Source organism: Sphingobium sp. (genome assembly GCA_035196065.1).
GTDB classification, from domain to species: domain Bacteria; phylum Pseudomonadota; class Alphaproteobacteria; order Sphingomonadales; family Sphingomonadaceae; genus Sphingorhabdus_B; species Sphingorhabdus_B rara.
Genome location: CP136575.1, coordinates 377,784 through 403,408 on the forward strand (window position 1 = coordinate 377,784; position 25,625 = coordinate 403,408).

Here is a 25,625-nt window from a genome sequence, read left to right on the forward strand (position 1 = left end):
TCGTGGGTAAGGCAACAGGCTTTCTCGAAATCAACCGGCAGGACCGGATTTACGCCGACACGAATGAGCGGCTGAAGCACTATAAGGAATTTGTAGTGCCACTGCCCGAAGAGAAGTTGAAGGCACAGGCATCGCGCTGCATGGATTGCGGCATCCCTTATTGCCACAATGGTTGCCCGGTGAACAACATCATCCCCGACTGGAACCATCTGGTCTATGAGGGGGACTGGCAGAATGCACTGGAAGTACTGCATTCAACCAACAACTTCCCCGAATTCACCGGGCGTATCTGCCCCGCCCCGTGCGAGGCGAGTTGCACACTCAATATCGATGACGCACCAGTAACGATCAAGTCGATCGAATGTGCGATCGTCGACCGCGGCTGGCGGGAAGGTTGGATCCAACCACAACCGCCCAAACGCAAGACCGGAAAATCGATAGCGGTTGTGGGATCAGGCCCGGCGGGCATGGCCTGTGCGCAGCAATTGGCGCGCGCTGGACATAGTGTGACCCTGTTTGAGAAGAATGACCGGATGGGCGGCCTCCTCCGTTATGGCATCCCCGATTTCAAGATGGAGAAGGATCTGATCAGCCGTCGCCTGATGCAAATGCAGGCAGAGGGCGTTGTCATGCGCGAATCCACCGAAATCGGCGTCCATGTCTCGATGGAAAGCTTGCGTGAAAATTTCGACGCGGTGGTGATGTCGGGCGGGGCAGAGGAGCCGCGCCAACTGAACATTCCGGGTGCGGAAATGGCCGGTGTTCGCTTGGCCATGGAGTTCCTGACCCAACAGAACAAGCGCAATGCCGGCGATGAAGAAACCCGCGCTGCGCCGCGCGGATCGATTATCGCAGCCGGAAAACATGTGATCGTCATTGGCGGCGGCGACACCGGTTCAGATTGTGTCGGCACATCGAACCGGCAAGGCGCCGCTTCGGTGACGCAAATCGAAATCATGCCCAAACCGCCGCAAAGGGAGGACAAGGCGATGGTCTGGCCCGATTGGCCGCTGCGCCTGCGTACCTCATCGAGCCATGAAGAAGGCTGTGAGCGCGACTGGGCGATCAGTGCGAAGCGAGTGTTGGGCGAAAACGGGCAGGTCACCGGCCTTGAATGCGTGCGCCTTGACTGGTCCAATGGCCGGATGGAAGAGATCCCTGGCAGCGAGTTCGTGCTGAAAGCCGACCTGATCTTCCTCGCTATGGGCTTTGTCGGTCCGCGCCGGGCGGGCCTAATCGATCAGTCCGAAGTAGAACTGGACGCGCGCGGCAATGTGGCTGCGAATATCGCCGATTATAAAACCAACCAAGACGATGTCTTTGCATGCGGCGATATGCGCCGTGGCCAGAGCCTGGTGGTATGGGCGATCCGCGAGGGTCGGCAATGCGCCCGCGCGGTCGATCTGCACCTTATGGGTGCCACCGAATTGCCGCTATAGCCGGGAACGCCATGACGTGCGGCGGCGCGCAATAGGACGTCGCAACGATGGCGGCGGCTACATTCACTTGTCTTTTGTCAAAAAGACGTCGCGGCCAAATGGCCCCAGTTGCCGAAAGCAGGTTATAAAAGGGAAATGGTGCGCAGTGCAGTCCTGAGCGAAGCCGTCTCCTTGGAAATTCCCGCTTTTCCGCAAAATTAACTGGGACAAGCCGCGCGGCTTGGCCAATTCCGGCGGCACAAGCGGGTTTTCTTGCTGAGGCGAAACAGGCCTAACCGGGAATACCTTCCTCTCAGAAGCGGGATTTCGCCAATTCAATACTGGTCAAATAGGCGCACAGCTGATTCGCGTGATCGGCGACAGGCGGCGAATACGTTATCACTAATGTTATAACGTTGAGCAGCTTGGTGTGGTGACGGCGCGATAGCATCGAGTATCAATATTGTGATAACGCCGCTTCACAATGGCGGATTTCTGCGGGCTTCCCGCACTCACCCAAAGCCACTGTGCGATGCCTGGGCTAGGCGGCCTTTGTAGCTGGTCATCACAAAGATGATGCCCGCAGCGGCGTCATCTTTGTGATAGCGCGTCGCTGTGACGACGTGCGCGTGGATTGGTCAGCAAAACTGATCTGCCCCCTTCTGAGTGGTCCAAAATCTGAATTAGATTTTGGACCACTCAGAAGGGGCAATGGAATGGCGAGGAAGCACAAGCCGGAGGAGATTATCGGCAAGCTGCGTGAGGCGGAGATCATGCTAGCACAAGGCGGCACGGTTGCAGATGCGTGTCGCGCAGATCGGTGTTACGGGGCAGAGTTACTACCACTGGCGCAAGGAATATGGTGGTCTGAAGAGGGATCAGGCTCGACGGATGAAAGAGCTGGAGAAGGAGAACGCCCGGTTGCGGCGAGCGGTGTCGGACCTGACGCTCGACAAGCTGATCATGCAGGAGGCTTACTTGGGAAACTTCTGGGCCCCGCGCGCCGACGACGCTGTATCGATAGCACTGACATTGTTCAGGAAACTGTTCAACAACCAAGGCGAGCCGCCCGAGCAGGTCGTGACTGGCGGGCTGGCTTCATACAGGGCTACGACGAAAATCATCGGGTGCCGGGACAAGCCCTGCCCCGGCCAATTACGCGACAACAACCGGGGCGAGAACTCGCATCTTCCGGTCCGACGACGAGAGCGCAAGATGCAGCACTTCAAATCCCAAGACCAGGCCCAGCGCTTCGTTTCCGCCCGCTCCGCAATCTACAACACCTTTGCCATCCCGCGTCACCTCGACTCCCACAAAACCATGTGCAGCTTTCGAATGGAGCCTTGCGTCCGGGACGGGTGCATTAAATCCGGTGGGTGAGCATAAGTTCGTGCGGCGAAACTTAACCTGACAAGACCCAACCTCGGTCATCAACTCGCTGCTTTTCGGGCGAACCAACCATAACCAGCGATCAGCGCGTAACAAATTGCCGGCAAGGCAAGCGAGGCCGTGAGGCTACCTGTCATGTCGGCCATCACACCTGTCAGCAATGGCACAACAGCGCCGCCGAAAATGGCGACGTTTATTATGCCCGACCCATCTGCTGAACGGGAGCCGAGGCCTTCGCATGCAAGGCTGAAAATGGTTGGGAACATGATGGCGTTCATCAGGCCAATCGCGAGCAGACTGTAACCCGAAACGGTTCCCGTTGTCGCACTGGAAAGCATGATCAGAGCCACGGCACCAATCGACACACCCGACAACATGACGCCCGGATTAACCACACGCAGAAGGCCGGAACCAATGAAGCGGCCGATCATGGCACCGCCCCAATATAGCCCGATCAGCTTTCCGGCGGCCTGTTCCTGCAACCCCATGACCTGGGGCTGCATGAGATAGTTCACGACCACAGATCCGATCGCGACCTCTGCCCCAACATAGAGAAATATGCAGGCCGCGCCGAAACCGAAGCGCGGACGTTTCACGAGATCAAACCCCGCAAGGCCACTGCTTTCCGAGTGACTTTCGCCTTTCAGTGCATTGCGGAACAGCCATACGGCCGCCGCGACCACCGCAAGGGCTCCGGCCAGACCAAGATAGCCAGCGACGATTGCCTGACTTTCCTGCGTCCGATACGCATCCAGCTCAGCACCTGATAATTGATCGGCACTTACAGTTGCGAGGCTCCCCAAAATCAGGATCGAACCGACAATCGGGAAGACGGTCGTGCCGAGCGAGTTGAAAGCTTGCGCAAATGTCAGGCGGCTGTGCGTGGTGCGTGCGGGACCCAAAAGCGAGATGAGCGGATTGGAAACAACTTGGACAATCACAATGCCACTTGCCAGCACAAACAGGGCGAAAAGAAACAAGCCGTAAGTCGCGGTCTCACTGGCCGGAATGAACAGCAGGCAGCCCGTCATCATGATCAAAAGCCCAGCTATGGCACCACGCATATAGCCGATTTTCTTCACCAGCCGGGCGCCGGGAATGCCGATGACCGCATAAGCGGTAAAAAAACAAAACTGTACCAGCATTGCTTGGGTATAATTCAGCGTGAACAGCTCCTTGAGCTTCGGAATAATCACATCATTAAGCGACGTGATGCCACCGAAGATGAAGAATAAACCCATAACGAAAAGCTGCAGCTGCGGAGCATCAATCTGAGCCGTTTGATCTGACGGGATCGTTCCTGCAGAGTCCGAATTAATCAGTGCCATGGTGTCTTTTCCTTTGGGTTTCAGGATTTTGGCGGACAGGGCAGCGTCGCTTTGCGCAGTGCAGGCCTCGTCTGGAGGTTGATGCTATGCAACGAGCTTGCGGCGTTACAAGCACCGATCTTAGATAGTCTATTGTTTGAGTCTTTCACGTTTTTTATGTTGGATACAGCCATATCGAAGTCGGCATCGTCTGGAATCAAGTTCTTCAGACTCTCATAATAGAACTGTCGGCTATAGTGCTCGAAGAATAAAAGCCTAGCCAGCCCAGCCGGCAGTTCGCCCGCTAACGCAGTGTGGCAGGAAACCAGGCAAAAAGTGCCTTTCGTGCGAATTGCCTGCGCTGCGAGGTCAGGAGATAAGCAGTTCAGGATGCGTTCGAAAGTTGCGTGCTGCATGATTGATAAAGCGATCGATTACCGTCATATCGGATATCGGTAAGCTTGCTTCGGCCGGAATTGTTTTGCTGTCTTCAGGATACACGCCATAGCCGGCAAGCAGACAATGCCATGACAGCGGGGCATAATAACGGGCAATGTCCTGTTTATGGATCTCGGCTACCAAATCTTCGCCAGTAAACCAGCAAGTCAGAATCGATTTCAGCGATTCCGACAGTTTCTGGTTTGCGCCGTTATCGCGCCAATATTCCGTATCCGAACGGCTATTCACCCGGTAATGGCAAACAATATAGTCGCGAATTCCGTCATAACGCCGATTGATTGTTTCGTTGAACGACGTGCGGTTTGCTTCGTCGAAACCACCCTGCTCAAGTGCACTCGCAAAGCCCTCTACCGTTGCCTGCACGATATGGAGTGCGGTTGCCTCCAACGGCTCGATAAACCCCTGGCTCAACCCGACAGCCAGCACATTAGCCACCCAGCTGTTCCGCACTCGGCCTACATTCATTTGCAAATGTCGTGCTTCGACATCGCTTTCGAGGAGCCCGAGATGGCTGCGCAGTTCGTGCTCCGCGGCGTTCGGATCGATATAGCGGCTGGAATAAACATAGCCATTTCCGGCACGGTTGGTGAGCGGGATACGCCACGCCCAACCCGCCGATAGAGCAGTCGCGCGCGTCTCGTATGGGATATCGCTCGGGTCATTGGCTGTCGGCAAAGCAACGGCCCGGTCGTTGAACAGGTTATCGGCAAAGGAAACAAAGGGTTCACCAAGTGCCCGCTGAACAATCGCTCCGGTAAAGCCGCTGCAGTCGACGAAAAAGCAGCCACTCAGTCGATAGTCGCCCTCCAAGTGAAGTGCGGCCACCCCTCCCTTGCCATCCGGTTCGACATGCACCACCTTGCCCTCAACATGGCGAACGCCAAGGCGTTCGACGGCATGTTTGCGCAGATAGCGACCTACCAACACGGCGTCGAAATGATAACCGTAACCTATGTCGAACGGGAAATTTTCCGACGGTATCGGCGCTAGCCGCCTTTCTGCCAGCTTCGCCGACAGAAAGAAACGATCCGGGTGAGCCCATACATCCCTCCCCGTCCTCCGGGCACGGGTATGGAAAAAGAACTGCGGCGCAGTGTGTATGTCGAGATCGGTCTGGAAAGGGTGAAAGTAACTTTCGAATCCCGGACGGCTAGACCATCCGTGGAAGCTGATGCCATTTTTGTAGGTTGCGTTGCATTCAGGCATCCAATCGCGCTCATCGACACCCAAATCGCGAAAGAATGAACGCAACTGCGGGGTCGATCCCTCGCCTACGCCAATAATGCCGATATCGGGAGACTCAACGAGGGTCACTTTGGACTGCGGCCAGCGCGTTGCCAAAAGACAAGCCGTCATCCACCCTGCGGTACCCCCGCCGAGAATTATAATCTGTAATTTGATATCGGTCATCGCCGCTTGCCAAACAGCCAGAGAAAAATGTCATCCATCCGCGCTGCCCAAGCGTTTTCTTCATGCGCAGCGCCAACATAGACGCGGCTGGAAAAACTCCGCCCTTTCTCCCATCCGTTTTCGACAAGAGCAGCATCAACGACATTTTGATACGGCCGATAATAGTTATCAAGCGTCTCTGTGCCATGGTCAAACCAAATGCGGCGTCCCGCCGGCTTGCCCAGATCGTGGGCAATGAATTCACGCCACGCAACGAAAAGCTGTTCTCGCTCGGCATCAGTCCATTCGGGTACCGCCAAAGGCCAATGTGTAGAAACTGCAGCGGCATTGCCGAAAATCGAAGGGTAGCGGGCGATGGCATAGAGACTTATCAAGCCCCCCATGCTGGAGCCGACGATCGCCGTATGCCGCCGATCCGTTCGCGTCCGGAACCGGCGGTTGATGATGGGACGCAGTTCGTCCACAATAAACTGCAAATACTGGTTGGAGATTACGGCCTTTCCGTTGCTTTGCCCTGCAAGTTTAGCGCGGACCGAGGAAGGCAGCCGATCAAGGATCCCCTGTGGTAGATATTGCCGGCTCCTGTCCGGACCCGGATGGTCTATGCCGACAATGATAAACGGTTCGATCTCATCTTTTCCCAGCAACCGCTCAGCCGATTTATCAGCCGCCCAGACCTTGTTGAAATTGGATCGTGCAGGATCGAACAAATTTTGTCCGTCATGCATGTAGACCACGCTATATTGCTTGCGCGAGATATCATAGTCGTATGGAAGCCATACCATTACCCTCGAAGGCGAGATATAATTAGAAGATACCGGATCAAGCTCAATAAAGCGGCTCTTGTTTCTGGCCACAGCGGAATAAGCTGAACTTGCGTTAAACGCCGCAGCTCCCGCGGCGGTCAACAACTGCCGACGGTTGATCATTTCACCTTTTGCTCGACGAACCGGATTGCGAAACCGCCACCAGGAGCGATACGCAAGTCCATAGAATCGGTTGATGTAACCATCCGGCTTTCAATGACTATCGCGTGCCGCTTTTCAGTGCGGTAATCGGCATCGTCTGCGTCGCGATATACTTCGGCCTTGTAACGCTTTCCGGGTGTCAGGAAGTCCAGCTGGAAACTGACGCTACGTGCCTCTTCGTCACCAACCGCACCCACATACCAATTCGGACCGCCACGTTCTTTCCGCGCAATGGTGACATAATCCCCCACTTCGCCATTGAGCACCCGTGTATCCTGCCAATCGACGGGTACGTCGCGAATAAATTTCATCGGCTCAGGGTATTTGGCATAATTTTCGGGCGTATCCGCGACCATTTGTAGCGGAGAATATATCACGATATATAGTGCCAGCTGCTTGGCAATGGTGGACAATATGTCGCTATCGCCCTGCCCTTTCAAGCTCAATATGCCAGGGGTAAAGTCCATCGGCCCTTCAAGCATTCGGGTGAAGACGACATTGGCTTCATGCTCGGGCGGGTTCTTCCCGCCCCACGCATTATACTCCATGCCGCGCATGCCTTCGCGCGCAGCCCAGTTCGGGTAGGTCCGATGCAGTCCGGTTCCTTTCACCGGCTCATGACTGGCGATGGCAATTTTGTATTTCGCAGCGGTTTCAACAACGCGCAACTGGTGGTTCACCATCCATTGGCTCTCATGCCACTCGCGATATTTGCGGCCATCGGAGTCTTCTCGCTCCATCTGTCCAGCATCGGTGACATAGCCTGTTTTGACCGCCATGTAATTGCGGTCTGCCGCAAATTTAAACGCCGCATCGAGCTGCTTGTCATAATGAGAAGCAGCCCCCCCGGTTTCATGATGGCCGACAAGCCGCACACCCTTTTTCTTTGCGTAGGCGACCAGCATGTCGACGTCGAAATCCTCGGTCGGCTTAGTAAAATCCATATCGTGGCCGTTGCCGAACCAGTCACCGTCCCAGCCTACATTCCACCCCTCTACCAGCAGGTGGGGAATGCCGTTCTCTGCAGCGAAATCGATATAGCGCTTCACATTGTCATTAGTCGCACCGTGCTTTGGCCCGCGTGCCCAGCTCCAGTCGCCCTTGATCATGTTCCACCAGACACCGGCAAACTTGCCTGGCTTAAACCAGCCCATGTCGCCAAGCTTATTTGGCTCGTTCAGGTTCAACATTAAATGGCTGTGATAAATGCCGGCGGCGTTGTCAGCAATGATCAGGGTCCGCCAAGGCGTCGCCCAAGCGCCGCGTTTTTGCACCTTGGGCTCGCCCGCACCTGGCGTCAAATTCGCGCGGAGCGTGTTGCCCTCTGTTCGTGTAACCGCCATGCCTGAATAATCGACCAACGCGGCCTCATGCAGCGCGACATGGATACCGTCATTGAACTTGATTGTAACAGGTGTTGCCGCAGTACTAACGGCCGACAGCGGTGTTTTGTTGTAAAGATATTCCTCTCGGTTCCAGAGGAAGGCCGGCTTCCACCATGCTGTGCCGTTCTGCGCAAAGGCAAATTCGGTCAGTTCTTCCGCAATATTGGCTTTGAGCAGGTTGGGCTGCTCCGGAAATTCATAACGGAAACCCACTCCATCTTCGTACAAGCGGAACGTTACGGTAAAGACACGCGCCAGCGCGGTGTTTTCCTTGAACCGGACTTTCAGTTCGCGATAACGGTTGCGAATCGTCGACCATTCGCCCCAAGGCTGCGCCCAGGTTTCGTCGAAGTCGCGCGTTTCCTGCCCGACCACGCTGAGATGCCGATCGATTTTTGCGACATCGGTGAACAGAAACCCTAATTTGGAAGGCGTAAGGATCGCCGTACCCTTGCGGCTCACCGCATAAGACGCGCGCCCGTCGCCATCAACTGTGAGCGTCACACTTACCGTTCCCTCCGGTGATGTCGCGGTAACCGGTTGGCTCGTCTGCGCGTAAAGCGGCGCTGCCGCGAGGCACAGCCCTGCGCTGATGGCAAAAACGGCAGATTTCATCACAATCAACTCCCCAATAAAATTGCCGCGAAAGGTGGCAGCGCTCCTACTTTTGCCTCATTTACCGCCTTCAGGACATCCAAGGCGGGATCCACCATATCCGGCCAAACAGCAGTCGTGGCAGACAGATTGAAAACCCCCCACAGCGTTTCGCCATCGCACTCCCGGCGCAGCACAAGACATTGTTCATCAGCCAAAAGGACATCACATTTCCCTTCACGCAGCGTCGAATGCGCTGCGCGCATCGCCAGAAGCGAACGGGTAAAATTAAGCAGAGAGCGCGGATCGCTTTGCTGGAGATCAACTGCACAGGCCATATTGGCTTCGCCGAGTGGTAACCAGGGTCTGCCGGTGCTAAAACCGCCCTGTTCGTCCTGGGCGACCCAAGGCATCGGCGTCCTGGTGCCATCCCTACTGAGCGTTAGCGGCCAATTTGCGATAGCTTCAGGGTCTTGGAGTTGCTCAAAAGGGATATCGACCTGGGTCAGCCCAAGTTCCTCGCCCTGCCACAAAATGATGTTGCCGCGCAGGCAAGTAAGAAGCAGCAATGCCATTCGCACAAAGGCATCGTGCGCATCAGCGGGTACCCAGCGACTGGTCCAGCGCGGGGCATCATGGTTTGAAAAAGCCCAGCTCGGCCAACCCACGCCCTCACCATCGGGCCAAGTGTTGAGTGCCTTTTGCACCAAGGCCGGCGTCAGTCGCTCAGCATAGAGAAAATCAAAACCATAGGCACTGTTGAAATGCGTATCGCCTTCAGTAAAGACTTTCATCTCGCGCTCGGGATTGTCTCCGCCGACCTCCGCGACGGTGAACCGCCCAGGATAAAGATCTGTCAGCTGGCGAATGCGTTCTATGAATGCCGGAATGTCGGCATGCGATTGATTGTACAGCTTTAGTTGATAGTCGAATGGCCTGGTACGCACGCCATTAGCCGCAGGTGAAGGCGGATTGTCCCGCAACTGCGGATCATGCATAGCAAAATTGATCGCATCGACCCGAAACCCGTCGACACCCCGATCAAGCCAGAATTTCGCAACGTTGAGAAGCGCATCCTGGACGTCACGGTTATGGACGTTGAGTTGCGGCTGTTGCGCCAGGAAGTTGTGCAGATAATATTGCTGCCGCCGCGCATCCCAAGTCCATGCCGGCCCGCCGAACACGGACTGCCAATTAGTCGGCGGTGATCCATCTGCCTTCGGATCTGCCCATACATACCAATCCGTTCGCGGATTAACTCGCGAAGCTCGGCTCTCGCTAAACCAAGCATGCTGATCGGATGTGTGCGAATAAACCTGATCGATAATTACCTTGAGTCCAAGGCTATGCGCTTTGGCGACAAGAGCGTCAAAATCAGCAAGCGTCCCGAAAATAGGGTCAACGTCACAATAATCTGAGACATCGTAGCCGAAATCGCGCATCGGTGATGTAAAAAATGGAGACAGCCAGATTGCATCAACACCGAGATCGGCGACATAATCCAACTTTGACGTAATTCCAGGTAGGTCGCCTATGCCGTCGCCATTGCTGTCCGCGAAGCTGCGCGGATAAATCTGGTAGATCGTCGCGCCGCGCCACCATGGAGAGCCAGTAATCGGCGTCGTTTTTATCTTGTACAACTGGTTCATTTTACAGCACAAATTGCATAATCGAGCGCAGCCAACTCAAAGATGGCGCTGCCTGGCGCGCGAACGGATGCAGGACAGTTGCCGGACAACGAGGTGAAGTTCGTCGACTTGGGATCGGTCTCCACATTTGCATTCAACGGCTGCGTCGATGTATTGAAAACCACAAGAACCTCTTGACCGGTTGCTTCGTCCACCCGCGAAAAAGCGAACAAGCCTGGCTTTTCAGAGTAATTGCGAACGATTTGCCGACCGCGCAGCAGTGCAGGATTGGTTCTGCGGACCAAGGACAGCTTGGCAATCAGCTGGAACAACGGGTGATCTTGGGTGTAATTATTCTGCGCATGGGTCGCGCTTGTGCCGATTAGGCGGTTGTCGAGGTATTCCGGAACCTTTGAAGCAAACAGGGTCTCACGCGCATCCTGATCGCCGCCATCACCGACAAATCCCTGTTCGTCCCCTGAATAAACAGTTGGAACGCCACGCATCGTGAACATCAGCGCATGGCCGAGTTTCACACGCGCAAGTACTTCAGCATCGGATACACCGGGACGCGCGCGGCGCACGAAGGTCGCGAATCGCCCCATATCATGGTTCCCTAGGAAGGTAGGTAAACGCCCCGCAGTCGCCTCTCCCCCGGCATAGAGCGCATCGCCTTGCAGCACGCGCTCGATAACTTCTGTCCCGTCATTCTCGGCGATAGTTCGTTTAGCGGCGGTCGCGAAAGCAAAATCAAGGACCGTAGGCAAACCCGCAACCACCGTATGGCGGACCAACGGTGTAGCATCGACTTCCTCGGAGAAGACCTCACCAAATATATGGAAATTGGGGATTCCTCGCTGTTTCGCACGAGCCATAATCGCAGGCACAAATTTCTGCCAGAATTCAGGGTTCACATGCTTAGCGGTATCGATACGAAAGCCATCGATCCCATATTTGTCGATCCACGCCCCGTAAATGGCGATAAATCCGTCAACCACCGCCGGGTTCTCGGTGTAGAGGTCATCGAGACCTGCAAAATCCCCCATGGTCGAGTTTTCGCCGCGAAAGGTCGTATTGCCGCGATTGTGGTAATAGCGCACATCATTGAGCCAGGCGGGAACCTTCACTTGTTCTTCGCCCTTCGGCACCACCGGCGTGTAGGCGTAAGTCATGTCGGTAAGACGGGCAAAATTTTCAACAGTCTTAACGCTGTCACCCTCAAAGCCAACATTGATCGCTGCTTCGTCTGAGGCCCGGCGAGAATAGGGGTAATCTGCCCGACTGCGATACTCGCACGCAGATTTCGGGCATTCTGCATAGTTGATGACATCGGCGGTATGGTTGGTGATGATGTCCATATAAACCTTCATTCCGCGTGCGTGCGCAGCATCGACAAAGGCCTTGAACTCATCATTGCTGCCGAAATGAGGGTCGACCGCAGTAAAATCGGTTACCCAATAGCCGTGATAGCCTGCGCTCTCTTCCCCAGGCCCGCCTTGCACCGGCTTATTCCTAAAAATCGGCGCAAACCAGATCGCAGTGATGCCAAGTGACTGAAGGTAATCCAGCTTGCCCGTCAAGCCCTTGAGGTCGCCACCATGATAGAAGCCCTTATGCGTTGGATCGAAGCCGTGCTTCATACGATCACCCTTGATACCGCCGGTATCGTTTTTGGGATTTCCATTGGCAAAGCGGTCAGGCAAGACGAAGTAAATCACTTCGTCTTCAGGCAATCGGTCGCGAAACCCTTGCGCGGCGAGCGGCACGGTCAAAAGCGATGCTGACAGCAATGCAGCAATAGCAGCCTTTGCCGGTTTAATTTTCAGCATGTCAGCTCCCTGCCTTGCAAAAGCGGTTAAGATATTCGTCGTGCGCAATAGCCTTGCCCGCTACAAGCTTCGCAGCCTTTTCGGCAAGTTCCATGAACTCTAAAAATTGTGCAGCATCCAGATTGTCAGCCAGCGGATGGTAGGCGCGCGGCGTTACGCCCTGCCCTAGTAACACCTGCAGCCAGCCCACCTCCGTGAACAATTCCTCATGTTCGCGGAAGATCCGACCACTCGCCTCAAACAACTCGATCTTGCGTTGCAATCGTCCGGGAATGGGCATCTGCGCACATTCCTTCCAAAACGGTTCATCGCGCTCGTTTCGATGATAGTGCAATATCAGGAAGTCACGGATCGTTTCCCATTCAAAGCGGTTCTGCCGATTATATTCCGCAATATCTGCGTCACATAATCCCTCGCCGGGGAGGAATTTGAGGAAGCGGTCAACGGCCGTCTGGATAAGATGAATACTCGTCGATTCCAATGGCTCCATAAACCCGGAGGCGAGACCCACAGCGACGCAGTTTTTGTACCAGCTTTCCTGCCGCATCCCGGTTTTGAATTTAAGGAAGCGTGGTTCTGCCAATGCTTCACCGTCAAGATTGGCGAGCAACGTACCGGCGGCTTCATCGTCAGACAGATGCGCGCTGCAATAGACATGCCCGTTCCCGATCCGGTGCTGCAGCGGGATCCGCCATTGCCATCCCGCCTTACGTGCAGTCGAGCGCGTATAGGGCAGGATCGGCGTGACACCAGCGCAGGGCACGGCAACAGCGCGGTCACAACGCAGCCAGTGCGACCAGTCCTCATAATCTCGCTGCAGTACCCCGCCGATCAACAATGCCCGGAAACCGGTGCAATCAAGGAAAAAGTCACCAGCAACTTCTCGGTCATTATCCAAGCGGACCGAAGCAATATTGCCGGTTCCGCCGTTAAGGCACACGTGGACAATCTTGCCCTCGGTCCGCAAAACGCCTTGTTGTTCGGCAAATTTACGAAGATATGCTGCGTAAAGACCTGCGTCGAAATGATAGGCCCAGGAAAAGCCGCTGGGCGGTGAACCTGGAGCAGCTTCGATTGGGCCAAAGCTGTTGCCATAGGCTGCAAGTGCGCAAGGCGAATAATTCCAAAGCGAGCGACCGTCTCCGTCTTTCTGCCGCCGCAGCCAGAAATGCTGAAAGGCTGTCAGGCCAAGTCCCCGACCAATCGCACCAAAGGCATGGATATATTTGTGACCTGGCTTCAGCCAGCCATCAAACTCGATTCCTAATTTGAAGCTGCCCTGTGTCGCACGGACAAAATCATGCTCATCAAAACCAAGCGCCTGGTTCACAAAGCGGAGCATGGGAATGGTTGCCTCACCAACCCCGACGGTTCCGATCTCTTCGGATTCAACCAAATGGATAGTATAACGCTTGTCGAGAAAACGGGCGAGTAGAGCGGCCGCCATCCAACCCGCAGTTCCTCCCCCGACAATGACGATATTCCGCACTGCCGCCTCCGCCATGCTGGCTTTTCCGCTTCTTAAAAATGGGGCTCCCGTCGCCTTTACGCGACCCAGACGGGAACCCCAAGACCTCTTAGAACTTGTAAGTAAAGCCTGCGAGGTAACGGCGACCATAGATCTGATAGTCGATGACTTTCAGACGGTTGCCGTCGATCGAGGCAAAACGCTCATCGGTCAGGTTCTGACCTTGCAGGTATAGCGACAAGCCGGAAAGTGCACTGCCTTCCTGGAAGTCATACCCGATCTGGGCGTCCACAATCGTCTCGCCAAGTGCGGTACGCCTCGTCGGCGAACCACCAAAGCCAGTGAAGTCGCCAAGGAAAGTTGAACGATAACGCAAGCTGCCACGAGCATTGAAACCGTTCTTCTCGAAATAGGCAGTGCCGTTGGCGACCCACTTCGAATAGCCCGGAATTTGGGCAATATTATCATTGGCATCGCGAACACGCGTCTTGGTGTAACCAACACCACCTGTGACACCGAAGCCTTCAAGTGCCGAAGCAAAAGCCGAGAACGGAAGAGTCAGCGACAATTCCGCACCATACATCTTGCCTCCACCTGTGTTGAAAGGCGCTTCAAGGAGGCCAATTCGCGACGGCGGCGTTGGACCAGCCGGGAGCGGGAAGGCTGCATAATCGAATACGAAGCGGGTCTTGTCGATATAGTTCGTTATCTTCTTGTAGAAGAGTTGCGCAGCAATGACGCCCTGACCATCAGCGAAGTATTTTTCGAGGTTCAAGTCGAACGCAGTCGCACGATAAGGCTCAAGCAACGGGTTGCCACCTCCGCCGCTGATGAATGGGGCAGTGCGCGTCGGACTGGCAGCGATATTATTGTCGAGGCCATAGCCGATCGCAACACGCAGGTCATCAAGGCGCGGACGCTGGATTTCACGTGCAGCCGCAAAGCGGATCACGAAATCGCTCAGAAAGCGCATCGACAGGTTGAGGCTGGGCAGCACGTCCCAATAATCAGTGCCGAGTTGCACAGGGACCTGACGGCCACCGGCGAAGGCAAGCCCCTTGGACCCCTGATCCGTGTTGATCACCTGAACGCCCACATTACCCGTCAGCGTTGCCGAACCGACTTCCTGTTCGATGTCGGCCTGCAGATAAGCGGTCAAGATGTCTTCGCTGACCTGGAAAGCCTTTGCGGGAATGTCGTTCGACAAATTCGGCTGCAGCACATAGGTGCCATCCTTGATCAGCGAGCGCGGATCGTAACTAACCATCGGGCCAAGGCCAAGATAGGAGAGATTGGTCGGACGCAGCAGCAGGCTTGACGGAATCGGCAAGATTGTCGCGCCATTTTTGAGACGGATAAAATATTCATCCGGGTTAAGGCTCTTGTCACGGTTGGTGTAATTGAGGCCCAGCTTCACGGCTGACAAGAAACCGCCGACTTCCTTTTCAATATCGGCACGTAACTGCGTCAGCTCATCTTTGATCTGACGATCGTTGAAATAACCAGCCTGCGGAACCGTGAGGCTGCCACCCCAACCCAGCGGATCGGTCAAGCGGATCAGCGCAGGATCACTGTAATTCAAAGTCGGCTGGAAGGTGGTTCCGCGCGGTCCTGTCTGGAAACGGATCGAGTCGGTCCGGTCGCCAGCGGCGAATTCGTCCCCCGTCTGAAACGGATTGTCCCAGTTGAAGCCCGTTCCCGCGTAGGACTCAAAGCTCAGTTCGCTGCGATCAGTCTTCGAGTAACCAATGTCAAAGCTGGCTTTCCAGCCATCATCACCTTCATATTTTGTGTTGAAACCGAACGAATACAGGTCGGCCTTGCGGTTAAACACATCGTTGCGGACTACGCCCTGCACATTGTTGAAGGTGCCCGAAACATAGACGCCATCCTGGACGGTAGCGGTTGCAGGGTTGAAAGTGGTACCAAACCAGCCCACCGGAAGTTCGATACCGCGCTTGATCTGGTCATCATCAAAATGGCTGTAGAAGCCATCGAGCGTGACCATCCATTCGGGCGCAGGCTGCACCTGCAGCGTACCATTGAGGCCGAAACGCTTCAGCTGGGTCGAGGTCACATAGGATTTGGAACCGTTGATAACTTGTGCCGGACCAAAGCCGCCATTATAGCCCCAAGCATTGAATTCTTGCAGCTGGTAAGGCTCGTCGACGTAAGACGCAGCGAGCGAGATGCCGATAGTGTCGTCCTTGAACTGATCGACGAAGGCAGCATTGGCGCGATAGCCAAGGTCCTGCGAACCGGCATTAAGCTTTCCGAGGTCTGCGTAAGATGCGCGCGCACCGACGGCGATTACGGACTTTCCGTATTCAAGCGGACGGATCGTGCGAATATCGATGGTGCCGACAAGGCCCTGTCCAATCAGCGAAGCCGTCGGCGATTTGTAGACCACGACCTGATTAACGACTTCTGACGGATATTGGTCAAACTCGACCGCACGGTTATCGCCAGTCGAGGTCTGTTCACGACCATTGAGAAGCGTTTGCGAAAAATCGGGGCCAAAGCCGCGAATGGCGATGACGTTAGCGCGGCCACTGAGGCGCTGCGAGGTCACGCCTGGAAGGCGAGCAATCGACTCGCCAATCGACGCATCGGGCAACTTGCCGATGTCTTCAGCCGAAACCGATTCAAGGATCTGTTCGGCATTTTTCTTTTCACCAACCGCACTTTCAAGGCTTGCGCGGAAGCCAGAGACAATGATCTCCTCGTCCTCATCCTGCGCAGCAGCATCTTGCGCGTAAGCGGCATCCGGCATTGCTACAAAAACAGCAAGCGCGACCGCGGTTGCACTGGTGGTTTGCACCAGACGCGTGCGTAGTTCGTTCGTTTTCCACGAAGCAGACATCCTATATCCCCTCACTTGCAGCCCGTTCGTTGCCGGCCTGCCATCTAAAATTCAAAGCATGGCCTCCCTTTTTGGCCAGTTCGCAATCAATACTACGCGGGCTTGCCCGATGGACAGCTATTCACATACGTATTCAAGAATGCTGCGCCCGGCGTTGCGAAAGTCTTAGTGCCGCTCTATGTTTGATATTGAGGAGAGCAGCTAGCAGCTATGCCGCCACCCAAACGTACATCGTTCGACATCGCTCAACTGGCTGGTGTTTCGCAGCCCACCGTATCGCGCGCGTTACGCGGCAGCCCGTCGGTATCCGAGCAAACAAGAAAACGCATCGAAGCGATCGCCCAGCAGCTAAATTATAAGGTCGACAAAAACGCTTCGAGCCTGCGCACGCAGAGGTCGAATACGCTGGCGCTTCTCTTTTTCGAAGACCCGACAGCTGACGAAACGGGCATCAATCCGTTTTTCCTGTCGATGCTGGCATTCATTACGCGGCGTGCGGCCGAGAGGAATCAGGATCTTCTGATCTCGTTCCAGCAGCTTTCGGCAAACTGGCATGTCGATTATGAAGACAGCCGCAAAGCCGATGGCATCATCCTGCTGGGCTATGGTGACTATTCGACCTATCGGCCCAAGCTGGAACAGCTGATCGAGCAAGGCACGCATTACGTGCGCTGGGGTTTTGTCGGCGCGGATCAACTGGGCGTAACAATCGGGTGCGACAATTTCGACGGCGGACGGATGGCGGCGGAACATCTGATCGCGCAAGGTCGGCGACGTATTGCCTTCCTGGGCCAAGCAACAAGCCACGCACCCGAATTTCGAGACCGCTTCCTCGGCGCTCAATCGGCGATCGACGCAGCCGGATTGGCAAGCACCCTTGCACTTCAGCACGATGCAATCAGCACCGAGCAGTCGGGATATCACGCTGCCCGACACCTGATTTCCGGGGGTGCCGCTTTCGACGCAATTTTTGCTGCGAGCGACCTGATTGCAATCGGTGCAATGCGCGCATTGCAGGAGGCGGGCCTTAGCGTGCCGGGCGATGTCGCCATTATCGGTTTTGATGATATCCCGGCTGCCGCGCTAGCCCATCCACCGCTGACAACTGTGCAGCAGGATTATCGCCGTGCAGGCGAGATGTTGATCGATGCGTTGCTGAAACTTATCGAAGGCGCCGACGCACCAACCGAAAAGCTGCCTGCGAAACTAGTCGTAAGGAAGTCGTGCGGCGCGCGGTAATGCGCCGCCATCAAGCCGATCGTATACGTATACGTAGCCCGACCGCCCCAACAGCCGTTGTCGCATCCCGGTTTCACTGCCAGACTGCGTAAAAATTTCTGGGGAGAGAATAATGGAAAAGCCGCGGCAGGGCTTTTGGGGCCTATGGAATATTTCGTTTGGCTTTTTCGGCATCCAGATCGGCTTTGCCCTCCAGAATGCCAATATGTCGCGTATCTTCCAGTTGCTTGGTGAGAGCCTCGATAACCTGACTGCGTTGTGGGTCGCAGCCCCGCTTACCGGCCTGCTTGTGCAGCCGATCATCGGTCATATGAGCGATCGAACATGGCTGGGTCGACTCGGGAGGAGGCGCCCCTACTTCCTTGCTGGTGCAATCATGGCTTCGCTGGCCCTCATCGTTATGCCCCTTGCTCCGGCTCTATGGTTCGCGGCCATTATGCTCTGGGTTCTCGATGCGTCAATCAACGTCTCCATGGAGCCGTTCCGTGCATTTGTTGGCGATATGCTGCGCAAAGATCAGCATACCAAGGGCTATGCACTGCAAACCGCCTTTATCGGCGCCGGCGCCGTGGTAGGATCAGTATTCCCCTGGGTTCTCGATCATCTCGGTGTTGCAAACGAAGTTTCAAAAGGCAGCATTCCAGATACTGTAAAGTATAGCTTCTGGTTTGGCGGCGCTGTCTACTTCATCTCAGTCATGTGGACCGTGGTGATGACAACAGAGTATTCACCCGAACAGATGCGCGGTTTCAACCATGGTGATGAAGTGGATGATGCAACGTCAGTCGATGCGCTCTCTGGCCGCGCTGTCACATCTTCGCTGATCTGGATTGGTACAGGCGTACTCGTAGCGAGCTTGGTGGCGATCGCTGACCTCGAAAAGGAGATCTACCTGCTAGGGGCACTGATGGCGGGCTACGGCCTTGCAAGCATTACTGCAATCCAGCTCGCAAAGGCCGGACGGACGAACAACATGCTCAGCCATATCGTCGGCGATTTTTCGAGCATGCCTGAAATAATGAAAAAACTGGCGGTTGCACAATTTTTCAGTTGGTCGGCGTTGTTCATCATGTGGATTTTTACCACCCCCGTTGTCGCCCAATATAGCTTCGGCTCAGCTGATCCCAACTCTACCGCTTACAACGACGGCGGCAATTGGGTGGGCATTCTTTTTGCGGCCTATAATGGTGTGGCCACACTTGCAGCGCTTTTCCTGTTGCCGCGACTCGCAGAAAGGATCGGCAAGGTCCGTACCCATATGGTCTGCCTGTTGGCAGGAGCTGCGGGGTTTGCAGCATTTCTGTTCATCCGCGATCCGCAATGGCTCTTGGCTGCAGAAATTGGCATCGGAATCGCTTGGGCGTCGATCCTAGCCATGCCCTATGCGATTCTGGCCTCAAGCCTTCCGCAACACAAGCTGGGCATCTTCATGGGTCTTTTCAACGTGTTTATCGTTGTCCCGCAACTGCTGGTAGCGACAGTAATGGGAACGATCCTGAAGCATTTCTTCCCGACCGAACCGATCTGGACAATGGCCTTTGCAGCGATCGTGATGGCGCTTGCCGCCCTGTCGATGCTGAGGATTAGGGAGCCTTCCTGACCGCCTTTTGGCAGCGGGTCGGTGCTGTCAGTCTAACGCTAACCGGTCTCCACTGAACAAGGGCAAGGCAAGTGGCCGCTGCGCCTCAGGCAGCGAGAGAATGCCACTCAGCCAAGGCGGCTGAGCGATGGAGCTTGTAGGTCTTTCGGTCAACGAGGTGGCGGTCTGAGGCAAAGTGGTTGTGCAGTGAGGCGTGGACGGAGGCGAACTTCTGTAGCGACTTCATCTGCCGAAATCTGAGCATCGCACGCTCTCGTCGCCTGAAGGGGAGGTGGCTGTTCTCAACCCTGTTGTTGGCCCAGCGGCCGATCTCCTGCTTCTCCCGATTGCCCAACTCGTCCATCGCTGCGCCGTAGGACCGCAGGCCGTCGGTGGTAATTGTCTCGACGCAACCGTGCCGCTTCAGCGCCTTCTTTATGAATGCCAGCGCAGCTTTCTTATCTCTGGTCTTTGTGACGTAACTGTCGAGGATCTCACCTTCCTGATCGACCGCGCGCCACAGGTAGTGCATCTCTCCGCCAATCTTCACGTACATCTCGTCGAGGTGCCAGTTCCAGTGGCGAAAGCCCTTCATTCGTGAGACCCGCTGCCGGCGGATATCGGCAGCGAACATTGGGCCAAAGCGGTTCCACCCGAAGCGCACCGTCTCATGGCAGATGTCTATTCCCCGCTCGAACAGCAGGTCCTCGACGTTCCGCAGCGACAGCGGAAACCGGACGTACATCATCACCACGAGGCGGATCACCTCAGATGATGAGTTGAAATAGCGGAAGGGATTGGCGGGCCTCTTCGGTCTCGGCATTCTGCGCAGCTAGCAGCCCTCGACCCCTGCGCCTAGCCGGTGCATTTGCTCTGACAGGGCCGCAGAAGGGATTCGAACTCTTAGTACCGCGGAACAGACCATGATGACTGATAGCTCTTGGTAGGCGGCTCACTAATGCTTTTACAAAGCCCCAACACTTCTCTCCCCCGCAGTTTAACCTCAGCCACGCATGCCAACTGCTCAGCCTGGGCGACACTTGCACCCGAACCTTCCAGTGCGAGCACATTCACCTCTTCTGCGATCATTGCGATCTGCGCGAGGGTCGCTCCAACCTCATCCTGTCTGTCTTGCGTGGTCATGACTTAGATGAAGCCATGACCGGCTATTGCAGTCGAGCAGGAGCTTTTTGGGGTACGCCTGCATATAGCACTCGACTTCTGGTGCGACTGGAGCGAGTGGACCCGCGCGATTCGCATGCGCTTGGGAATGAGCGCTAATTGCCCCTGCAGGCATTGCTTGCAGGGCTTTGGGTGGTGCAGCGGCATAGTGCTGCTGCAATGGAGACCACCCATTGGATAGACTGTTTTACAATCCTGAACAAAGTACACAGGGCAAAGCCGCTATGGTGCGGGCCATGCTCATGACAGAAGATGGCGCGAGCCTCGCTGAAGTCATGCAGGCCACAGGCTGGAAGGCCTGTACGTGTAGGGCCTTCCTCACAGCTTTACGGACACACCGCCGCTACAAACTGCTGCGTTCAAAGGCGTCCGGTATCAGCCGCTATCATCTGGAGATGATACGGTGAGGGATGCGGATGTGATGCTTGCAGCGGAACTGGATGCCATTGCTAACTTATCTCTGCCTGATCTGTTGGAGCAGTGGCATGCTCTCGGTTTTGGCGAAGCACCCCGGCTACCCCTGCCCCTACTCCAGCGCCTGCTCGCACAGTTGGTGCAGGAACGGGTCTACGGAGGGCTGCCAGCTTCAGACATGCGCAAGCTGGATGCGGCTGCCCGTGAGGTTATGAAGTGCCCATCTGCAGCGTCATCTGCACCAACCGCGTCGCTGCACAGGCCACCCTCCCCTTTACGCCAAGTGACACTTGCAACAGGCACCCGCCTTGTGCGTGAGTGGAACGGCCGTACGATCAGCGTCGATGTGGTGGGTGATGGCTTTGTCTGGAATGATGTGCGTTATCGCTCCTTGAGCGAGATTGCGCGAACCGTCACCGGTACGCGCTGGTCAGGCCCTAGGTTCTTCGGGATTGCAGGCCGTGGCTGAGAGTTTCAAGCGCTGCGCGGTCTATACTCGTAAATCGACAGAGGATGGGCTCGAACAGGAGTTTAACAGCCTTGATGCCCAATATGAGGCCTGTGCTGCTTATGCATTGAGCCAGAAGCATGAAGGCTGGCATCTCTTGCCAGACCGTTATGATGATGGCGGCTATTCAGGGGGCAATATGGAACGCCCTGGCCTTAAGCGTCTGCTTGAGGATGTGGCAGATGGCAGGGTCGATATCATCCTTGTATATAAGATCGACAGGCTCACCCGCAGCCTGTCTGACTTTGCCAAAATCGTTGATGTCTTGGATATGGCCAAGGCAAGCTTTGTGTCGATCACACAGGCGTTCAACACCACAACCAGCATGGGCAGGCTTACCCTCAACATGCTCCTCTCCTTTGCCCAGTTCGAACGTGAAGTGACCGGCGAGCGGATCCGGGACAAGATCGCTGCCTCCAAGCGCAAAGGGCTATGGATGGGTGGGCCACTTCCTTTAGGCTATGATGTCAAAGACCGGAGGCTTGTGATCAATGAGACGGAAGCCGATCTCGTCCGGCATATCTATGCCCGCTATCTGGAACTGGGTTCAGTTGTAGAGCTTGTCGATGATCTCAATGCCAAGGGATATAAGACCAAGGTTAAACTTGGGGCCAATGGTTCCCAGCGCGGTGGCGGCATTTTCCGGCGCGGCATGCTCTATCACTTGCTTGCCAACCCCATTTATCAGGGCAACATCGCCCACAAACATGATGTCTATCCAGGCGAGCATGATGCGATCGTCACTGACGATATCTGGCAGGCGGTTCAGGACAAGCTCAAAGCCAATACGGCAGGCTCATCACGCAGGCTTAAAGGACAGCAGCCCAGTCTGCTGACAGGCATCCTCATCGATAGTGAAGGTCGGGCCATGACACCGAGCCATGCAAGTAAGGATAAGGGTCGGGGCAAAGCTCAGGAGACCGGTAAGGGCACAACCAAGGGCCAAGGCAATGGTACGCCCGTTAGCAAAGGCCAAACCAAGAGATTACGCTATCGCTATTATGTGACCCGGCCTGACCTGTACAAAGATCAGCCTGCCTATAGGATCTCAGCACATGATCTGGAGCAGATCGTCACCCAAAGGCTAGCTGCCTACTTCTCGGTACCCAGCAACATAGCCGCGCTCACTCCCAGCGACATTGATGCCCACACCTTGCAGCAGGCGCTCGCAAAGGCAGGTGTAAGTGTAACCGCAGCCACGCTACGCAGTGGCTCTGTGCAGGCCAAGCATCAGATCATCACCCAGATACTCGCACAGGCTGTGCTCCATGAAGACCGGGTAGAGCTTACGCTATCGCAAGGCGGTCTTGCGCAAGTTTTTAGCATTCCAGCCAATCCGCAATCAGCGCCCATCATCCTGAGTGTCGCTGCCAACCGCCTGCGGCATGGCCGGCAGATCCGATTGGTCATTGAAGGTGATGGCCCGCCTCCGACGGCGCCGGTCAAACAAGCATGTCCGGTGGCTTCATCTCCACAAAGACAGCGCGACACCAAGCTGATCACCCTGCTCGCCGAGGCTCATGCAGCCCGCAAGCTCATACTTGCCCACTCCGATACGTCGCTGACTGATCTCGCCAAACAGCAAGGCACGTCTAGCAATCATCTCACAAAGCTCATCGAGCTATCCTGCCTCGCCCCGGACATTGTCACGGCGGTACTTGCAGGCAAGCAGCCAAGCTCGCTGACCACAACTAAGCTGCGCACCATGGCGATGTCGGCCTCTTGGGCTGAGCAGCGAACTTTGTTCGAAATGAGCTAACTCAACAAAGCGCGAGAGAGGCGAATCTCGCGCTAACATCTCCAATTTATCGATGTCAAAAAGCAGCCGAAAAACCGCCACTGGAGACTGGTGCCATTCTGGATGCGCCAAGGCGGCAAATAGAAGCTGTCTCCAGCGCAACATCCAACGCGTCAAAACCGCCAAAAACTGCGCCCTTTCGGGCCCAGTTTGCGGCGTTTATCGTTGGAGATCAGCCGGATAAAGGACTGTATGGTGCCGCTTACGTGACTCGAACACGTGACCCCATCATTACGAATGATGTGCTCTACCGACTGAGCTAAAGCGGCGTTGGCGGGCGCTTACCAAGGTGCGGGGCGCAAGACAAGCCCCGCGCGGTTCGCCCTTGCCTTTATTTCCCTGTCCAGTTGCCAGGCCTTTTTTCGACAAAGGCGGCCATGCCTTCCTTCTGGTCGGCGCTACCGAACAGGCCGTGGAACAGCCGCCGTTCGAAAACAACGCCTTGCTGCAACGTCGTTTCATAAGCGGCGCTGACCATTTCCTTGACGGCAATTGCGGCGAGCGGAGCCATGCCCGCGATCGTCTCTGCCATCTTCAACGCCTCTGCCTGCAGATCGGCGAGCGGCACAACCTTGGCGACGAGGCCGGAGCGTTCGGCCTCTGCCGCATCCATGTTGCGACCTGTAAGGCACATTTCCATCGCCTTTGCCTTGCCGATCGCGCGCGTCAACCGCTGCGATCCGCCCATGCCCGGCGTCACCGCCAGCTTGATTTCAGGCTGACCGAATTTCGCATTGTCCGCAGCGATGATGATGTCGGCCATCATCGCAAGTTCGCAGCCACCGCCCAAGGCGTATCCCGCCACCGCGGCAATCATCGGCTTACGCGTGGCAGTGACGCGGTCATAGCCTGCGAAGAAATTGCCGCCATACATGTCGGCAAAGCTACGCGACGCCATTTCCTTGATATCCGCACCCGCAGCAAAGGCCTTTTCGCTGCCGGTCAGCACGGCGCAACGTTGGCTTTCATCGGCATCAAAGGCGGCAAAGGCAGCAATCAGGTCGGTGAGCACCTGGCTGTTGAGAGCGTTCAGCGCTTGCGGCCGGTTCAATGTGATCAGCGTCACGGCACCGCGCGTTTCCACAAGCAGCGTTTCATAAGTCATAGCGGTTTCCATTCTTCATCGGTGGGAAGCGGCGCAAAGATCTCGTCGATCAAGGCTACGCTCACGGCTTCGGCGCTGGCCGGATCCCATTTGGGCTGATTGTCCTTGTCGACGATCACCGCGCGCACGCCTTCAGCAAAATCGGGGCGGATAAGCACACGGGAAGCGATGCGATATTCCATCGCCATATTGTCGGCAAAATCCGAAAGCGCGGCGCTCTCATGCAGTTGGCGAAGCGCAACTTTGCAGGTCTGCGGGCTTTTGGTTCGCAACGTGGCGAGTTCCTTCACAGCCCAAGCGCTATCATCGCCGTCAAGGCTGGCGAGGATATCCTCATAGCGGTCAGACGCGAAATGGCGGTTGATATCAAAGATATTGCCAAGAATGCGTGCATCGGGCGCTGTGTCGGCAAGCGTCCCCAATATGCCGTCAATCCGTTCCACATCCTCAGTCGCGATGCGCGCCTTAGCCTCGGCCAGCGCTTCGGAAGCGAGATAATGGGTCGCCAGGCCAAGCGCGAGGCATTCCGCACCGTCGATCCGTGCACCAGTCAGCGCAAGGAATTGACCCACACGCCCTTCAAGCCGCGAAAGGTACCAGCCGCCGCCAACATCAGGAAACAGGCCGATTCCGGTTTCGGGCATGGCGAAACGGGTGTTCGATGTCGCCACGCGGAAATGCGCCGGCTGGCTGATGCCGACACCGCCGCCCATGGTGATCCCGTCCATGAATGCGACCACCGGCTTGGGATAGGTATAGAGCAGGTGATTAAGCTGATATTCGTCATGAAAGAAGCGCAGACCCGAAACGCCATTGTCATTCAGCGCCGAGTTGCGCAGGAAAGCGATGTCGCCGCCCGCGCAAAACCCCCGACCTTCGGCATGATCGATAATAACGCATTGCACCGCCGAGTCTGTTTTCCAGGCTTGCAGTGCGGCCGTCATAGCGTGCACCATATCGAGCGTCAGCGCGTGGATGGCTGCGGGGCGGTTAAGGCTGATTACGCCAGCATGCCCATCGATTCGAGTGAGGATGTCGTTTGTCATCGCGGCCCCTATGCCGATGCTTGCCGTCCAAGTCGA

Annotated in this window: 18 protein-coding genes, 1 tRNA gene and 1 pseudogene; 8 read left to right on the forward strand and 12 right to left on the reverse strand. The window is 55.8% G+C overall.

Going from position 1 to position 25,625, the window contains the following annotated elements:
* The first annotated feature begins 2 nt into the window (after positions 1-2).
* From RSE16_01845 to RSE16_01855, 3 genes and pseudogenes are all read left to right on the forward strand, one after another.
* Positions 3-1,439: a glutamate synthase subunit beta gene (locus tag RSE16_01845; GenBank protein WRH76240.1), complete on the forward strand. Its 1,437-nt coding sequence runs from the start codon at positions 3-5 to the stop codon at positions 1,437-1,439.
* Positions 1,440-2,134: 695 nt separating this feature from the next.
* Positions 2,135-2,440, forward strand: a pseudogene (locus tag RSE16_01850) (transposase).
* 10 nt (positions 2,441-2,450) lie between these two features.
* Positions 2,451-2,798 (forward strand): DDE-type integrase/transposase/recombinase, encoded by a 348-nt coding sequence (locus RSE16_01855; protein WRH77271.1) that lies wholly within the window; start codon positions 2,451-2,453, stop codon positions 2,796-2,798.
* Between the two features lie 50 nt (positions 2,799-2,848).
* On the opposite strand, the gene RSE16_01860 is transcribed toward RSE16_01855, so the two are convergent.
* The 8 genes from RSE16_01860 to RSE16_01895 form a co-directional block, all read right to left on the reverse strand.
* A complete protein-coding gene (locus RSE16_01860) occupies positions 2,849-4,135 on the reverse strand; it encodes a sugar MFS transporter (GenBank protein ID WRH76241.1) in 1,287 nt (428 codons plus the stop codon).
* A gap of 348 nt (positions 4,136-4,483) precedes the next feature.
* Positions 4,484-5,983, reverse strand: a complete 1,500-nt coding sequence (locus tag RSE16_01865) for a tryptophan halogenase family protein (GenBank protein ID WRH76242.1) — start codon at positions 5,981-5,983, stop codon at positions 4,484-4,486.
* On the reverse strand, positions 5,980-6,912 hold the full coding sequence (locus tag RSE16_01870) for an alpha/beta fold hydrolase (GenBank protein WRH76243.1): 933 nt from the start codon (positions 6,910-6,912) through the stop codon (positions 5,980-5,982). The genes RSE16_01865 and RSE16_01870 overlap by 4 nt, the downstream gene beginning before the upstream one ends.
* A complete protein-coding gene (locus RSE16_01875; protein WRH76244.1) occupies positions 6,909-8,951 on the reverse strand; it encodes a glycoside hydrolase family 97 protein in 2,043 nt (680 codons plus the stop codon). The genes RSE16_01870 and RSE16_01875 overlap by 4 nt, the downstream gene beginning before the upstream one ends.
* A gap of 5 nt (positions 8,952-8,956) precedes the next feature.
* A complete protein-coding gene (locus RSE16_01880) occupies positions 8,957-10,570 on the reverse strand; it encodes an alpha glucosidase (protein WRH76245.1) in 1,614 nt (537 codons plus the stop codon).
* Positions 10,571-10,575: 5 nt separating this feature from the next.
* Entirely contained in the window at positions 10,576-12,387 is a 1,812-nt protein-coding gene (locus tag RSE16_01885; protein WRH76246.1) for an alpha-amylase family glycosyl hydrolase, read from the reverse strand.
* A 1-nt stretch (position 12,388) separates the two neighbouring features.
* Positions 12,389-13,891, reverse strand: a complete 1,503-nt coding sequence (locus tag RSE16_01890) for a tryptophan halogenase family protein (protein ID WRH76247.1) — start codon at positions 13,889-13,891, stop codon at positions 12,389-12,391.
* A gap of 73 nt (positions 13,892-13,964) precedes the next feature.
* Positions 13,965-16,718, reverse strand: coding sequence for a TonB-dependent receptor (locus RSE16_01895; GenBank protein WRH76248.1), 2,754 nt, complete (start codon positions 16,716-16,718; stop codon positions 13,965-13,967).
* A gap of 210 nt (positions 16,719-16,928) precedes the next feature.
* On the opposite strand from RSE16_01895, the gene RSE16_01900 reads away from it, so the two are divergent.
* Both RSE16_01900 and RSE16_01905 read left to right on the forward strand, forming a co-directional pair.
* Complete coding sequence (locus tag RSE16_01900) at positions 16,929-17,957, forward strand: LacI family DNA-binding transcriptional regulator (protein WRH76249.1); 1,029 nt, start codon at positions 16,929-16,931, stop codon at positions 17,955-17,957.
* Between the two features lie 112 nt (positions 17,958-18,069).
* Positions 18,070-19,557 (forward strand): MFS transporter, encoded by a 1,488-nt coding sequence (locus tag RSE16_01905; protein ID WRH76250.1) that lies wholly within the window; start codon positions 18,070-18,072, stop codon positions 19,555-19,557.
* A gap of 85 nt (positions 19,558-19,642) precedes the next feature.
* Here RSE16_01905 and RSE16_01910 read toward each other — a convergent pair whose 3' ends face one another.
* Entirely contained in the window at positions 19,643-20,359 is a 717-nt protein-coding gene (locus RSE16_01910; protein ID WRH76251.1) for an IS6 family transposase, read from the reverse strand.
* A gap of 532 nt (positions 20,360-20,891) precedes the next feature.
* On the opposite strand from RSE16_01910, the gene RSE16_01915 reads away from it, so the two are divergent.
* From RSE16_01915 to RSE16_01925, 3 genes are read left to right on the forward strand one after another with little or no spacing between them, the layout of a single operon-like run.
* Positions 20,892-21,125 (forward strand): DUF3489 domain-containing protein, encoded by a 234-nt coding sequence (locus RSE16_01915; protein WRH76252.1) that lies wholly within the window; start codon positions 20,892-20,894, stop codon positions 21,123-21,125.
* Complete coding sequence (locus RSE16_01920) at positions 21,122-21,601, forward strand: DUF2924 domain-containing protein (GenBank protein WRH76253.1); 480 nt, start codon at positions 21,122-21,124, stop codon at positions 21,599-21,601. The genes RSE16_01915 and RSE16_01920 overlap by 4 nt, the downstream gene beginning before the upstream one ends.
* Positions 21,594-23,399, forward strand: a complete 1,806-nt coding sequence (locus RSE16_01925; protein WRH76254.1) for a recombinase family protein — start codon at positions 21,594-21,596, stop codon at positions 23,397-23,399. The genes RSE16_01920 and RSE16_01925 overlap by 8 nt, the downstream gene beginning before the upstream one ends.
* A 232-nt stretch (positions 23,400-23,631) precedes the next feature.
* Here the strand turns inward: RSE16_01925 and RSE16_01930 are convergent.
* The 3 genes from RSE16_01930 to RSE16_01940 form a co-directional block, all read right to left on the reverse strand.
* A tRNA-Thr gene (locus tag RSE16_01930) sits at positions 23,632-23,707 on the reverse strand.
* Positions 23,708-23,769: 62 nt separating this feature from the next.
* Entirely contained in the window at positions 23,770-24,543 is a 774-nt protein-coding gene (locus RSE16_01935; protein WRH76255.1) for an enoyl-CoA hydratase, read from the reverse strand.
* Positions 24,540-25,589, reverse strand: a complete 1,050-nt coding sequence (locus RSE16_01940) for an enoyl-CoA hydratase/isomerase family protein (protein ID WRH76256.1) — start codon at positions 25,587-25,589, stop codon at positions 24,540-24,542. The genes RSE16_01935 and RSE16_01940 overlap by 4 nt, the downstream gene beginning before the upstream one ends.
* Between the last annotated feature and the right edge of the window lie 36 nt (positions 25,590-25,625).